Consider the following 13327-nt stretch of genomic DNA (forward strand, 5'->3'; position numbering starts at 1 on the left):
GTGACCCCACGCCACCTGGTCGACGTCCACCTACTGCTGATCCGCGACGGCGCGCTCCTGCTGAGTCTGCGCCGCAGCGGTGACGAGTACGACCACCGCTGGCATCTGCCGTCGGGCAAGGTGGAGCTCGGCGAGTCGGTGACGGCCGCCGCGGCCAGGGAAGCCGCGGAGGAGGTCGGGGTGGACATCGACCCCGCCGCGCTGCGGCTGATCCATGTCGCGCACGTGACCGCGCCCGGCCGGGACGCGCGCCTCGGGCTGTTCTTCCGCGCCGATCGGTGGCAGGGCGAGCCTTTCAATCGGGAACCCGATAAATGCTATGCGGTGCAGTGGTTTACACCGCATGAACTCCCCGCGGATCTGATCGAGTATTCCGCGCTCGGAATCGCCGCGCTGAATTCGAACGAGCCCTATTCCGAATTCGGTTGGGCAGGCGCCTGATCAGATGCGGCCGAATCGGCGACGGCGGTCAGGAATATCGACAGCGGGCGGGTGAGTTGCTCGACGCTGTCCGGCGTACCTGTCGGTAGGTCGGCGCGCGTGCCCGCGAGCCGATCGAAGACCAGGCCTTCCAGCAGCGCGAGGAAGTCACCCGCCGAGTCGCGGGGCCGGACCGCGCCGAGGGCGGTGCACAACTCGGTGGCCCGGTCCAGTGAGAACAAACTGCCTGCCAGGCGGGACCGCACCGGGGGATCGGCGAGCACCTCGACGATCAGCGCTTGCCGGGCGATGAGCTCGTTGCGCCGCTGGTCCAGCAGCCGATCCAGCCAGCCCGCGACCCCGCGCGCGATGTCGTCCGGGTGCCCGCCCTGGCGGCTGAGCCCGGTCTGCGCTGCGTGTTTGCCGAGCGAGCCGGGCCTTTCGCGCATCGCCGCGAAGTCGGCGCGCGAGCGCGCGGTGATGCCGTCGGCGACCGCTTCGATCAGCGCCTGCCTGGTGCGGAAGTAATAGGACGCCGAGCCGAGCGGCAGTCCCAGCCGGGAGTCGAGCGCGCGGTGGGTGAGCGCGCGGATTCCGCTGGTCGCGATGAGGTCGATCGCGCCGGTCACCAGCTGTGCGCGGCGGTCTGTGGACATCGTCACCTTCCCTGGTCGTCGTTCCGTCGGTCCTCTACAACTGTAGAGGACCGAGGAGGTTGGCATGACACCAGGAACGGTTGTTCTGGACCCGGCGCAGGTCGCGGCGGCCGACGCGCTCGCGGCGCTGCTCGATCGTCACGGCAGGCCGCGCAGGCGTCATCGCGGCGTCTACCTGCACGGCAGGCCCGGCCGTGGCAAGACGATGGTGATGGACCGCTTCTTCGCGAGCGCGGCGCCGGAACGCAAGCGCCGCTTCCACTTCCACACCTTCTTCGCCGCGCTGCACACGGCCGCGCACACGCTCGGCTCCATCGAACGGGCCGTCGGCGACCTGCTCGGCGACGCCGATCTGGTGTGTTTCGACGAGTTCCACGTCCACGACATCGGCGACGCCATGCTCATCGCCCGCCTGCTCGAGACCCTGTTCGCCGAGCGCCGCACCCTGGTCGTCACCTCGAACTACCCGCCGCGCGAGCTGCTGCCGAACCCGCTGTTCCACGACCGATTCGTGCCGACCATCGAACGCATCCTGGCCCACCTCGACGTGGTCACCCTCGACGGACCGCTGGACTACCGCACCATCGGCGCCCACCGCGACAGCGGTTTCGTCGCCGGTCGCTACGTGCTGGCACCGGACGAACCCACCGACGACGGCGTCGACCTCGACCTGGGCGACGGCCGGACCGTGCGGGCGCGCGAAGTCGACGGCGACGCGGTCACCTTCGACTTCGCGCACCTGTGCGGCGCGCCGACCAGCGCCGCCGACTACCTGCGCCTGACCGGCCGATTCCGCCGCTGGACCGTCTGCGCGGTCCCTGCGCTGCGCGCGGTGCCACCCGACTGGGCGATGCGCCTGGTCAATCTCGTCGACGTCCTCTACGACGCCGACCTGCCCTGCACGATCCACGCGCCCGAGCCGGTGACCACGCTGACGGCGGGTGTCCCCGCGGTGCCCGACCTGGCCAGAACCGCGAGCAGACTCGGTGAGTTGCCCCTGGTCGGCGCGGCGATCGTTCGCGGCGCGTAACAAGACACGGAATTCGGGGGGACAATAAATAGGGAGGTCATCCAAACTATCGATTTCCTCCCGAGCGAACCACTCGGCGTGTAACTATGTGGCTGTTTTGTGCAGGCTCTGGGGTTTGGTGGTACAGCTGTGATCGGGGTGAGTCAGCCCATTCCGCGCGCGATCGTCGTGATCGCCCTGCTCGCCGCCGCGACGATCGCGTTGCGGGGTTATCTCCCCGGTGCCGGGCCCGCCGAATCGAACGGCACGCCCTCGCCGCTGCTGGTCGCGGTGATGCCGGTGCTGCTGCTGGTGTCGGTCGTGATCCTGGTCGCCGGGGTGATCGCCAGTCAGCATCGTCTCCCGCTGGCCATGCCGCAAGCCGAACGTGAAGCGACACCGCGCTTCCGGTGGCGCAGGCTGGCCCTGCTCGGACCGATCGTCCTCGCCGTGATCGCGCTGGTCTTCGCCGGCGGCGTCACCGCACTGTTCCTGCTGCCGGGAGCGCGTCCGATGCGCCCGGCCTCGGAGACCCTGCCGGAGGGCTCGGGTCCCGTCCCCACCCCGACCGACGCGCCCGCACCCGATCCCGGCACCGGCGCCGCCGAACTCACCGGCACCGCGCTCATCATCGCCGCGGTGCTGGCCGTCGTGCTGATCGTGGTGGCCCTGCTCGGACTCGTCGTGGTCGCGGTGGCCACCCGCCGCGAGCCGGTGCAGGCCGCCCCGGCCGCACCCGAGGTCACCCCCAGCGCGGTCGACTCGCTCACCAGGGCCGCCGAGATGGGCCTGGCCGCGATGAACGCGCCGGGCCAGGACCCGCGCACCGCGATCATCGCCTGTTACGTGGCCATGGAGCGCGGTCTGTCCAGCGACCGCGCCGCCCGCCCGCAGGCCTCCGACACCCCCATGGAAGTGCTGGCCCGCGCGTTCGAAAGCGGTGTGCTGCACGACGCTTCGGCACGCGAGCTGGTCGCGCTGTTCGAGGAGGCGCGGTTCAGCCCGCACTCGATGCTCGAATGGCAGCGCATGCGCGCCGAACAGCTGCTGCGCATCGTCCTGTCCGACCTGCAGCGAAGGCTGGTACCCGCATGAGCGCCACAACGCCGGAATCCGGTGCGGCGATGAGCCGTTCGGCCGTCATCGTCATCGCGGTCGTGGTGGTGCTGCTGATGGAGGTCGCGCTGGTGCGGATGGCCCGCGACACCGTACTGCTCGCCGTCGCCCTGCCGGTCGCGATCGCGCTGGCCACGCTGCTGTGGTCGCTGCGCAGGCGGGTGGTGCGCGAGGAACCGCTGACCGAGTACATCGACAACGGCCCGGCCGAGATGCTCGGCCGCTGGCACGCGCGCGCGGAGATGCTGACCGCCCGTGCCGACGGCACCCGCGCCGACTGGGACCGCCACCTGCGGCCCCTGCTGGCCAAGGAATTCGAATTGTCGACCGGATTGCGGGTAGCCAAGAACCGGCGGGCCACCGAGGTGGCCGGGCAACTGCAGTTCGGTCCCGAACTGTGGCGCTGGGTCGACCCGGCGAATTCCGCACTGCGCGACCAGACCGGTCGCGCGCCGGGTAGGGAGGCGCTGGACGAGATCCTGCGCCGATTGCAGACGATGTGAGGGGTTAGAGGCCACCGATGACCATGCCGTTGAACGTGACCGTCCAGCGCTCCGACGCCGTGCTGCGTGAGCTGGGCCGAGTCGTGGTCGGCAAGCGAGATGAGTTGCAGCTCATCATGATCGCCGTGCTGTCCGGAGGACACATCCTCATCGAGGACCTGCCAGGTCTGGGCAAGACGCTGATCGCGCGGTCCTTCGCGGCCGCGCTCGGCCTGGATTTCACCCGCGTGCAGTTCACGCCCGATTTACTGCCCGCCGACCTGCTCGGCTCGACGATCTACGACATGTCCTCGGGCCGGTTCAACTTCCGTCGCGGTCCGGTCTTCACCAATGTCCTGCTCGCCGACGAGATCAACCGCACCCCGCCCAAGACCCAGGCGGCGCTGCTGGAGGCGATGGCCGAGGGACAGGTGAGCATCGACGGCGAAACCTTCCTGCTGCCACAGCCGTTCATCGTGCTGGCCACCGACAACCCGATCGAGTACGAGGGCACCTACCCGCTGCCGGAGGCCCAGCTCGATCGCTTCGCCATCCAGCTGCGGCTGGGGTATCTGTCCGAGCAGGACGAGACGCAGATGATCCGGCGCAGGCTCGAGCGCGGCGCGACGCCGCCGCAGGTCGGCCAGGTCGTCGACGCGCAGGGCCTGATGGAGATGCGCCAGTCGGTCGAGTTCGTCACCGTGCATCCCGATGTCGTGAACTACGTGGTCGCGCTCGCCTCGGCGACGCGCAGCCACCCGCAGGTCGAGGTCGGCGCCAGCCCGCGCGCCGAGCTCGATCTGGTGCAGATGTCGCGGGCCCGCGCCCTGCTGCTCGGCCGCGACTACGTGATCCCCGAGGACGTGAAGGCATTGGCGGTGCCCGCGATGGCGCACCGCATCACGCTGCGGCCGGAGATGTGGGTGCGCCGCATCCGGGGTGAGGACGTCATCTCCGAGCTACTGCGCCGGCTACCGGTGCCCCGCGCCACCAGCACATGAAGCACCGCGACGAATCCAGGACGGTCGAGGTCGACCTGCGCTGGCGGCCCGCCCCGCTGGTGTTCATCCTGGCCGGGTGCGCCGCGGCGGCACTGGTCGTCGCGGTGTTGCGCGGGCAGTGGCAGCTGGTGGTCTTCGCCGCCCCGATGCTCGGCGTGCTCGCCACCGCGCCGTGGCAGCAGAACCCGACCAGGATCCAGGTCGACGGCAGCGGCACGGTGCGCTGTTTCGAGGGCGAGGTGGTCGGCTGCAACGCCGCCGCCTTCGTCGACAGCGGGCACGCGCTGCTGCGGATGACGCCCGTCCCGCTGACCGGCCTCGAGGTGGAGGTCGAGGAATCGCACGATTCCGGCGGCGCCCCCGCCGGCCTCCAGCTGGCGCTCTCGGCTAAGCGCTGGGGCCGATATCCGGTGCAGGTCGAGGTCTCCGCGCTGAGCCCGGCCGGATTGGCGGTGGCCACCGCCGAGCTGCCCGCGGCCGAGCTGTACGTGTACCCGATCGCCGACCCGCAGCGAATGCGCCTGCCGCGCACCGAACTTCCCGACCGGATCGGCACCCATCTGACCCGCAAGCACGGTCCCGGTGTCGAGTACGCCGATATCCGCGCGTACGCGCCCGGCGACCAGTTGCGCACCGTGAACTGGCCGGTGAGCGCGCGCCGCGGCAGGCTCTATGTCACCGAACGCTTCACCAACCGCTCCGCCGACGTGGTCGTCCTGGTCGACACCTCCCAGCAGGCGCCCGGCCCGGCCACCGCCTCGCTGGAGCTGTCGGTGCGCGGCGCGGCGCAGGTGGTGCAGTCCACCCTCCAGGCGGGCGACCGGACCGCGGTGGTGTGCCTGGGCGACACACCGCGCTGGCTGCGTCCCGACATCGGGCGCAGGCAGTTCTACCGGATCGTCGACACGGTGCTCGGCGTCGGTGACGAGCACGTCGAGACCACCGGCACGCTGGCCCCGCACGCCGCGGTGCCGATCGGCGCGATCGTGGTCGCGTTCTCCACGCTGCTCGACACCCAGTTCGCGCTCGCCCTGATCGACCTGCGCAAACGCGGTCACGTGGTGATCGCCGTCGACGTGCTGCGCGGTACCCCGTTCGAGGACGGTCTCGACCCGACCATGGCCAAGATGTGGCAGCTGGAGCGGGCCTCGATGTACCGCGACATGGGCACCGTCGGCGTCGACATCATCGCCTGGCCCGCCGAGACCAGGCTCGATCAGGCCATGCGCCTGCTGCCCGACCATCGCCGAACAGTCCGGGTGCGCCGATGACCAGATTCCTCGCCCTGCTCGCCGGACTGCTGCTGGTGGCCGCGGTCGCGCTGATCAACCCGTTCGCCGGGGTGGCCGCGCTCGCGCTGGTGATCGTGAGCTGGTGGTGGCGGCCCGCCGCCGTCGGCGCGGTGCTGGTGGTGATCGCGGCGCTCGCCTTCGCCGACGTCGGGGTGATCGCCGCGGCCGCGACCGGCCTGGTCGCCACCACCTACCTGCTCAACGCCGCCGTGCTGCACGCCCCGGAAGGCGTTGTGCCGACGACGATTCCGTCGGTCGGCGGCGCGGTGCTGTTCACCATCGCCGCCGCCACCGCGGCCCTGGTCCCGGTGGAATTGCGGTGGGCGCCGCTGGCCGCGCCCATCCTCATCGTCCTCATCTACGCCCTGCTGGTCGGCGGACTCACCCTGCGCCCGCCCGCCGGTTAGCCGCGCGCTACCCGATCAGGGCGCCCAGCCAGTGTTCGGGCTCCAGCCAGACGGTGACGTGCTCGCCCAACTGCTCGTGCGCGAAGACCAGGTACTGCTCGAGGGCGTCGCCGCTGAGATACCGCGCGGCGATATCGGCGATCTGCGCGCCGGTCGAGGGCTGGACATCGGCCACCGGTCCCTCCACCGACACGTACTTCACTTCGGGCTCGACCGTGTCGACCATCAGGGTGAATCGACCGGCCTCGGTGATCGCCCGCATCTTCGCCGAGGCGGGCAGGGTGGTGATCCACGGCCGGTCACCGGGGGTGTAGGCGTACCAGATGGGGACGGTCAGCGGGCCCCGGGCGGAGCGGGCGACCGACAGCGCGGCCACGTGCGGTCGCGCGAGAAACTCCTGCTTTTCCGTGTGTGTGAGCGCCATCGTCCGATGGTCGCACCGCGCACCGACAGATCCGCCGCGCGCACACGAATGCCCTGGTGGCGAGACCGGCACGGGCCGATCCGCCACCAGGGCAGTGTTTCGATCAGGCGATCTTCAGCGCGATCTCGCCGAGCACCGGCGCGTCCTCGCGTTCGACCACGGTGGCGGCGCCGATCAGCTCGTCGCCGTCGCGCCACACCTTGATCCGCAGCGTCTCGCCCGGGTACAGCACCCCGGCGAACTTGGCGCGGAAGCCGCCGACGCGGCTCGCGTCGCCGTCGAGCAGGCCGTCGGTGAGCGCCTTGCAGACCACGCCGTAGGTGCACAGGCCGTGCAGGATCGGCGCGGGGAACCCGGCGCCCTTGGCGAACTCCGGGTCCGAGTGCAGCGGGTTGCGGTCACCGCAGAGCCGGTAGAGCAGGGCCTGCTGCGGCAACGTCGGGGTGATGAGTTCCGCGTCGGGCGCGCGGTCCGGCAGCGCGGCCTTGGCACTCGGGCCGCGCTCGCCGCCGAAACCGCCCTCGCCCCTGGCGAAGATCGAGGAGCGGACGGTCCACAGCGGCTCGCCGTCGGAGCCGACCACGGTGTTCTCCTGGACGATCACCGCGTTGGCGCCCTTGTCCCAGATCTCGCTGATCCGGCCGGTGCTGCTCGCCTTGCCGCTGGCCGGAATCGGCTTGTGCACCACCACTTCCTGGTGGCCGTGCACGACCTTGGCCAGGTCGATCTCGATGCCGGGGAAGCTGACCCGCGGCGCCTCGGTCTCGCGCAGGGTCGGCGCGACCGTGGCGAACGTGGGCAGCACCTGGGGTGCCTGGTCGTCGAGATAGGTCAGCTCGACCGGGTCCGTCGGGTGCGCGCCCGCGCCGAGGCCGAGGTGGTAGAGCTGCACGTCGGTGGGCGTCCAGCTGAACTCGCGCTCCGGCAGCGGGGCGCCGAGCGCGGTCTGGAGGTCGATGGGCATGGTGCTTACTCCTGCGAGGTCGGGGTCGGTGCGTGCGTCACGCGGTGGCTTTCGCCTTCTCCGCGATGTCGAGCACCGCGAGGTAGGCGAAGGTGATCGCGGGGCCGATGGTCGCGCCGGGGCCCGCGTAGGTGTGGCCCATCACCGGCGCGCTGGTGTTGCCCGCGGCGTAGAGGCCATCGATCACCGAATCGTCTTCGCGCAGGACGCGACCGGCGGTGTCGGTGACCAGGCCGCCCTTGGTGCCCAGGTCGCCGGGGACCATCTTGGCCGCGTAGAACGGGCCCTGCGAGATCTCGGCCAGGCACGGGTTGGGCTTCACGGTCGGGTCGCCGTAGTAGCGGTCGTAGTGGCTGTTGCCGCGACCGTAGTCCTCGTCCTTGCCCGCGGCCGCGAAGCCGTTGAACCGGGTCACGGTGGCGCTGAGGCTCTCGGCGGGCACGCCGATGCGCTCGGCCAGCTCCTCGATGGTGTCGGCCTTGACGATGTAGTCGTTCTCCAGCCAGCGCGAGGGGAAGCGCTGCCCCGGCTGCAGCCCGGCGAAGATGTAGCGGTTGCGGTAGCGCTGGTCGAACACCAGCCAGGCCGGGATGTTCTCGCCCGGGCCCGCGCCCTGGCCGTACTCACCGCCGTACATGGTGTGCACCGCCTCGACATACGGCGCCGACTCGTTGCCGAACCGCTCGCCGCGGTCGTTGACCATGATGGTGCCGGGCAGATTGCGCTCGGCGAGGGCGAACCAGGGCTTGCCGCCCTTGAAGATGGTCGGACCCCACCAGGCGTCCTCCATGAATCCGACCGTCGCTCCCGCTGCCATGCCCGCGACGATGCCATCGCCGGTGTTGGCCGCGGCGCCCGTTGTCCACTCAGTGGTTATCGGCTGCCGCTGGTACTTGGCGCGCATGTCGGCGTTGTGCTCGAACCCACCGCTGCCGAGCACGACGCCGTAGCGCGCGGTGAAGGTGACCGTCTCGCCGTCGACGGTGGCCTTGACCCCGGTGACCTTGCCGTCGGTGACCACCAGGTCGGTGAGCGGGGTGTTCAGCAGCACCGGGACGCCCGCGTCGAGCAGGCCCTTGCGCATCGCGGCGATGATCGCCTGGCCCATGCCGAGCAGGTGCTTGCCGGTGAACTTGGCCAGGTAGGTGCGCGCGCCCACGCGCAGCGCGCGCATCATGCCCTTGGGGTGGCGCTTGATCAGGTTGAGCCGCACGAAGTCGGCCTGCATGACGACCACGTTCAGCGGCGCCTTGGCGTAGGGCGGTTCCAGATTGGCCAGCTCCGCGCCGAGCACCTTGCCGTTGAACGGCGTCGGCTCGCACGAACGCCCGTCGCCGAGGCCGCCCGGAGCCTCCGGGTAGTAGTCGGAGTAGCCGGGCACCCACTTCATCTTCAGCGGGGTGTGATCGAGGACGAAGTCGAACGCCTCGGCGCCGCGATCGAGGTAGGTGTCGATCTTCTCGGCGGGCACCACGTCGCCGATGATGCTGTGCAGGTAGGTGCGCGCGTCCTCGCGGTCGTCGGGCCGGCCGGAGGCCTTCAGCGCCTTGTTGCCCGGAATCCACACGCCACCGCCGGATCGGGCCGTCGACCCGCCGTAGTGCGCGGCCTTCTCCAGCAGCACCACGCTCAGTCCCTTGTGGGCCGCGGCGAGGGCGGCCGTCATCCCGGCGGCGCCGCTACCGACCACCACCACATCGTATTCCCGATCACTCATGTGCAACACGTTATAGAAGGGGTCCGATGTTTGACAGTCCAAACTGGAACTTGTTCCAGTGGGCTCGGCGTTTCCCCTCCACATACTGGAACGTGTTATAGAAATCACCTGAGGTTGCGTTGTATTGTCAGGTGAATGGGCGACGGTCGTCCGGGAAACCCGTTACAGTTTTGTGGTCTGGAGGCCTCGCTGTGCGGCCTGCTCCGACCGACGTGTTGCCACAACCATCGACCGTGCTGCCAAGGAGGTCCGCGTGCTGCCTGACGCGGTACGAACTCAACTCGCCGACGAACTGGCCCGTGCCGAAGACGATCGGGTGGCCGTGCCGCCGCTCGTCGACCGGTATCCCGACATCGACGTCGTCGACGCCTACGAGATCCAGCTGCTCAACATCCGGCGCAGGCTGGACGGCGGCGCGAAGATCGTCGGCCACAAGGTGGGGCTGTCGTCGAAGGCGATGCAGGAGATGATGGGCGTCGACGAGCCCGACTACGGTCATCTGCTCGCCGAGATGGAGGTCTTCGAGGACGTTCCCGTCGACACCTCCAAGTACCTGCTGCCGCGCGTGGAGGTCGAGGTCGGGTTCGTGCTCGGCGCCGACCTGCCCGGCGAGGACTGCACCGAGGCCGACGTGCTGGCCGCGACCGTCGCCTACGCGCCCTCGATCGAGCTCATCGATTCGCGCATCAACGACTGGAAGATCGGTCTGACCGACACCATCTCCGACAACGCCTCCTCGGCCGGTTTCGTGCTCGGCAAGGAGCGCGTGGCGCCCGGCGATATCGATATCAAGGGCATCGACGCCGTGCTCACCCGCAACGGTGAGGTCATCGCCGAGGGCCGCAGCGACGCGGTGCTCGGTGATCCGGTGATCGCGGTCGCGTGGCTGGCGCGCAAGGTCGCGACCTTCGGGGTGCGGTTGAAGAAGGGCGACATCGTGCTGCCCGGTTCCTGCACGCGCGCCATCGACGCTCGCCCCGGTGACGACTTCCATGCCGAGTTCTCCGGACTCGGTTCCGTCCGCCTGCGTTTCAGCTGACCAGACTTCCCAAGGAGTACACCGTGACCAGCAAAGTCACCGCCGCGATCGTGGGGTCCGGCAACATCAGCACCGATCTGCTCTACAAGCTGCTGCGCTCGGACAAGATCGAGCCGCGCTGGATGATCGGCATCGACCCCGATTCGGAGGGGCTCAAGCGGGCACGCGGACTCGGTCTGGAAACCTCCGCCGAGGGCGCGGACTGGCTGCTGGCCCTCGACGAGAAGCCCGACCTGCTGTTCGAAGCCACCTCCGCCTACGTCCACCGCGCCTACGCGCCGAAGTACGAGGCCGCCGGCATCCGCGCCGTCGACCTCACCCCGGCCGCGGTCGGCCCGGCCGTGATCCCGCCGGTCAACCTGGACTCGCTGCGCGACGCGGCGAACGTCAACATGATCACCTGCGGTGGCCAGGCCACCATCCCCATGGTCGCGGCCGTGTCCCGGGTCGTGCCGGTGTCCTACGCCGAGATCGTGGCCTCGGTGTCCTCGGTCTCGGCCGGACCCGGCACCCGCGCGAACATCGACGAGTTCACCAAGACCACCTCCAAGGGTGTGGAGACCATCGGTGGCGCGCAGCGCGGTAAGGCCATCATCATCCTGAACCCGGCCGAGCCGCCGATGATCATGCGCGACACCATCTTCTGCGCCATCCCCGAAGACGCCGACCGCGACGCGATCTCCGAGTCGATCTTCCGGATGGAGAAGTCGATCCAGGAGTACGTGCCCGGCTACCGGCTGCTCAACGACCCGCAGTTCGACGACCCGTCGCTGGTGTCCGGTGGCTTGGCGAAGGTGTCGATCTTCGTCGAGGTCGAAGGCGCCGGCGACTTCCTGCCCCCGTACGCGGGCAACCTCGACATCATGACGGCCGCGGCCACCAAGGTCGGCGACGTGCTGGCCGATCAGATCATTTCGGCTCGGGTGTAAGGAGATTCGACCATGAACAACATCCTGCAGCCCTTCTCGGGCGAACTCGATGTGCGCGTCACCGATACCTCGCTGCGTGACGGCTCGCACCACAAGCGCCACCAGTTCACCGTCACCGAGGTCCGTGACATCGTCGGCGCGCTCGACGCGTCCGGTGTGCCGGTCATCGAGGTCACCCACGGTGACGGCCTGGCCGGGTCATCGTTCAACTACGGGTTCTCCAAAACCCCCGAGCAGGAACTGATCAAGGCCGCCGCGGAGACCGCCAAGCAGGCCAAGATCGCCTTCCTCATGCTGCCCGGCGTCGGCATCAAGGAAGACATCAAGATCTCCCAGGACAACGGCGCCTCGATCTGCCGGATCGCCACCCACTGCACCGAGGCCGACGTCTCCATCCAGCACTTCGGCTACGCCCGTGACCTCGGCCTGGAGACCGTCGGGTTCCTGATGATGGCCCACTCCACCACGCCGGAGAACCTGGCCAAGCAGGCCCGCATCATGGCCGACGCGGGCTGCCAGTGCGTCTACGTCGTCGACTCCGCGGGCGCCCTCGTCCTCGAGCAGGTCTCCGACCGCGTCTCGGCCCTGGTCGCCGAACTCGGTGACGACGCCCAGGTCGGGTTCCACGGCCACGAGAACCTCGGCCTCGCCGTCGCGAACTCGGTCTACGCCGTGCGCGCCGGCGCCACTCAGATCGACGGCTCCGCCCGCCGCTTCGGCGCGGGCGCGGGCAACCTGCCCGTCGAAGCCTTCATCGGCGTCTGCGACAAACTCGGCATCAAGACCGGCGTCGACTTCTTCTCCGTCACCGACGCCGCCGAAGACGTCGTCCGCCCCGCCATGCCGTCGGAATGCCTCCTCGACCGCCAGGCCCTCATGATGGGCTACGCAGGCGTCTACTCCAGCTTCCTCCGCCACGCCGAACGCCAAGCCGAACGCTACGGCGTCTCGGCCGCCGAAATGCTCGTCCGCGCAGGCAAGCGCAAACTCGTCGGCGGCCAGGAGGACCAGCTCATCGACATCGCCCTGGAACTCCAGCGCGAAGCCTCGGTCAACGCCTCGGCCTGACCACCCACCTCGAAACGGCGTGACCCGAACCCTCGGGCCACGCCGTTCGGCGTTTCGGGACAACCTGATCGCTTCCGTCCGAACAGCCGGGATGCACCGTGCCGGTTATTCCATTTCTGCATGACTTCCCTGCCGTGGATATAGCATCAACGCTATGGGTTGGGGTAGCGTTGAACTGGAACCAGAGGTGCGTGAATGGTTGGAGAAGCTTCCGGCTGACATGTTCGCTCATGCCGCGTTCTACATCGACTTGCTGCAGGATGTCGGTCCGCTGCTGGGCGAGCCGTATACGAGACAGCTCGACCGGAAACTCCGGGAGTTGCGTTTCTATCTGGGATCGGACGCGGTGCGTGTGACGTATTGGATCGCGTCGGGGCGCAGAATCGTCTTGCTGACGGTCTTCGTCAAGACACGGATGGTTGAGCGGCGTGAGGTAGCTCGGGCGCGCGGCGCGATGCGGCGTTGCGATGTCGAGCGGCATGTTCTGGAGGAGGGCAACGATGACGGAGCGTAGTGAGTGGGCTGACCTGCGGGATCAGCGGCTGAAAGAGCCCGGCGCCGCGGAGGCGTACGACGCCGCTCGGCTGGCTTTCGAGTTGGGCCGGACCATTCGGGGTATGCGTGAGGACCGCGGCTGGAGCCAGTCCACCCTCGCGGACGCGGCGGGGATGACCCAGTCGGCGGTCGCTCGCTTCGAAGCCGGCGGAACCGTACCCAGCCTGCCGGTGCTGGAGCGCCTGGCCCGCGCCCTGGATGCCGACCTGGTCGTGCAAGTGCGCCCGCGCGTCGCCTGACAACGACCA

The 13327-nt window shown here is 69.3% G+C and carries 16 protein-coding genes; 12 read left to right on the forward strand and 4 right to left on the reverse strand.

Translation table 11 applies throughout. The features are described 5' to 3' along the window. Entirely contained in the window at positions 1-441 is a 441-nt protein-coding gene (locus AB0H54_RS16150; protein WP_355270763.1) for an NUDIX domain-containing protein, read from the forward strand. On the opposite strand, the gene AB0H54_RS16155 is transcribed toward AB0H54_RS16150, so the two are convergent. Next, complete coding sequence (locus AB0H54_RS16155) at positions 411-1076, reverse strand: transcriptional regulator (protein ID WP_357346225.1); 666 nt, start codon at positions 1074-1076, stop codon at positions 411-413. The two genes, AB0H54_RS16150 and AB0H54_RS16155, sit on opposite strands and share 31 nt — an antisense overlap. A 64-nt stretch (positions 1077-1140) precedes the next feature. Between AB0H54_RS16155 and zapE the strand changes: the two genes are divergently transcribed. The 6 genes from zapE (at position 1141) to AB0H54_RS16185 (ending at position 6383) form a co-directional block, all read left to right on the forward strand. Beyond that, positions 1141-2106, forward strand: coding sequence for a cell division protein ZapE (zapE, locus tag AB0H54_RS16160; protein ID WP_357346227.1), 966 nt, complete (start codon positions 1141-1143; stop codon positions 2104-2106). Between the two features lie 138 nt (positions 2107-2244). Then, on the forward strand, positions 2245-3180 hold the full coding sequence (locus tag AB0H54_RS16165) for a DUF4129 domain-containing protein (protein WP_357346229.1): 936 nt from the start codon (positions 2245-2247) through the stop codon (positions 3178-3180). Further along, positions 3177-3704: a hypothetical protein gene (locus AB0H54_RS16170; protein WP_357346231.1), complete on the forward strand. Its 528-nt coding sequence runs from the start codon at positions 3177-3179 to the stop codon at positions 3702-3704. The genes AB0H54_RS16165 and AB0H54_RS16170 overlap by 4 nt, the downstream gene beginning before the upstream one ends. A gap of 17 nt (positions 3705-3721) precedes the next feature. After that, a complete protein-coding gene (locus AB0H54_RS16175; protein WP_357346233.1) occupies positions 3722-4684 on the forward strand; it encodes a MoxR family ATPase in 963 nt (320 codons plus the stop codon). Continuing rightward, entirely contained in the window at positions 4681-5955 is a 1275-nt protein-coding gene (locus AB0H54_RS16180; protein WP_355270773.1) for a DUF58 domain-containing protein, read from the forward strand. The genes AB0H54_RS16175 and AB0H54_RS16180 overlap by 4 nt, the downstream gene beginning before the upstream one ends. Further along, positions 5952-6383, forward strand: coding sequence for a hypothetical protein (locus tag AB0H54_RS16185; protein ID WP_355270774.1), 432 nt, complete (start codon positions 5952-5954; stop codon positions 6381-6383). Before AB0H54_RS16180 ends, AB0H54_RS16185 begins: the two co-directional genes overlap by 4 nt. 7 nt (positions 6384-6390) lie before the next feature. Here AB0H54_RS16185 and AB0H54_RS16190 read toward each other — a convergent pair whose 3' ends face one another. The 3 genes from AB0H54_RS16190 to kstD all read right to left on the reverse strand — a co-directional run bounded on the left by AB0H54_RS16190 (position 6391) and on the right by kstD (position 9488). After that, the gene (locus AB0H54_RS16190) at positions 6391-6807 is read right to left on the reverse strand and encodes a pyridoxamine 5'-phosphate oxidase family protein (protein WP_355270775.1); all 417 of its coding nucleotides are present in this window, start codon (positions 6805-6807) and stop codon (positions 6391-6393) included. A 103-nt stretch (positions 6808-6910) separates the two neighbouring features. Beyond that, the gene (locus AB0H54_RS16195; RefSeq protein WP_357346235.1) at positions 6911-7771 is read right to left on the reverse strand and encodes a MaoC/PaaZ C-terminal domain-containing protein; all 861 of its coding nucleotides are present in this window, start codon (positions 7769-7771) and stop codon (positions 6911-6913) included. Between the two features lie 37 nt (positions 7772-7808). Then, positions 7809-9488: a 3-oxosteroid 1-dehydrogenase gene (gene kstD / locus AB0H54_RS16200; RefSeq protein WP_357346236.1), complete on the reverse strand. Its 1680-nt coding sequence runs from the start codon at positions 9486-9488 to the stop codon at positions 7809-7811. A gap of 253 nt (positions 9489-9741) precedes the next feature. On the opposite strand from kstD, the gene AB0H54_RS16205 reads away from it, so the two are divergent. The 5 genes from AB0H54_RS16205 (at position 9742) to AB0H54_RS16225 (ending at position 13318) form a co-directional block, all read left to right on the forward strand. Beyond that, positions 9742-10527: a 2-keto-4-pentenoate hydratase gene (locus AB0H54_RS16205; RefSeq protein ID WP_357346237.1), complete on the forward strand. Its 786-nt coding sequence runs from the start codon at positions 9742-9744 to the stop codon at positions 10525-10527. A 23-nt stretch (positions 10528-10550) separates the two neighbouring features. Beyond that, positions 10551-11456 carry an acetaldehyde dehydrogenase (acetylating) gene (locus AB0H54_RS16210; protein WP_357346238.1) on the forward strand — a complete coding sequence of 302 codons (906 nt, stop codon included), beginning with the start codon at positions 10551-10553 and terminating at the stop codon, positions 11454-11456. 12 nt (positions 11457-11468) lie between these two features. Continuing rightward, positions 11469-12524: a 4-hydroxy-2-oxovalerate aldolase gene (dmpG, locus tag AB0H54_RS16215; RefSeq protein ID WP_357346239.1), complete on the forward strand. Its 1056-nt coding sequence runs from the start codon at positions 11469-11471 to the stop codon at positions 12522-12524. A gap of 154 nt (positions 12525-12678) precedes the next feature. Continuing rightward, positions 12679-13038, forward strand: coding sequence for a type II toxin-antitoxin system RelE/ParE family toxin (locus AB0H54_RS16220; RefSeq protein WP_357346240.1), 360 nt, complete (start codon positions 12679-12681; stop codon positions 13036-13038). After that, a complete protein-coding gene (locus AB0H54_RS16225) occupies positions 13025-13318 on the forward strand; it encodes a helix-turn-helix transcriptional regulator (RefSeq protein ID WP_357346241.1) in 294 nt (97 codons plus the stop codon). Before AB0H54_RS16220 ends, AB0H54_RS16225 begins: the two co-directional genes overlap by 14 nt. The last annotated feature ends 9 nt before the right edge of the window (positions 13319-13327 follow it).

Source organism: Nocardia sp. NPDC050718 (assembly GCF_040654235.1).
Taxonomy (GTDB): Bacteria; Actinomycetota; Actinomycetes; order Mycobacteriales; family Mycobacteriaceae; genus Nocardia.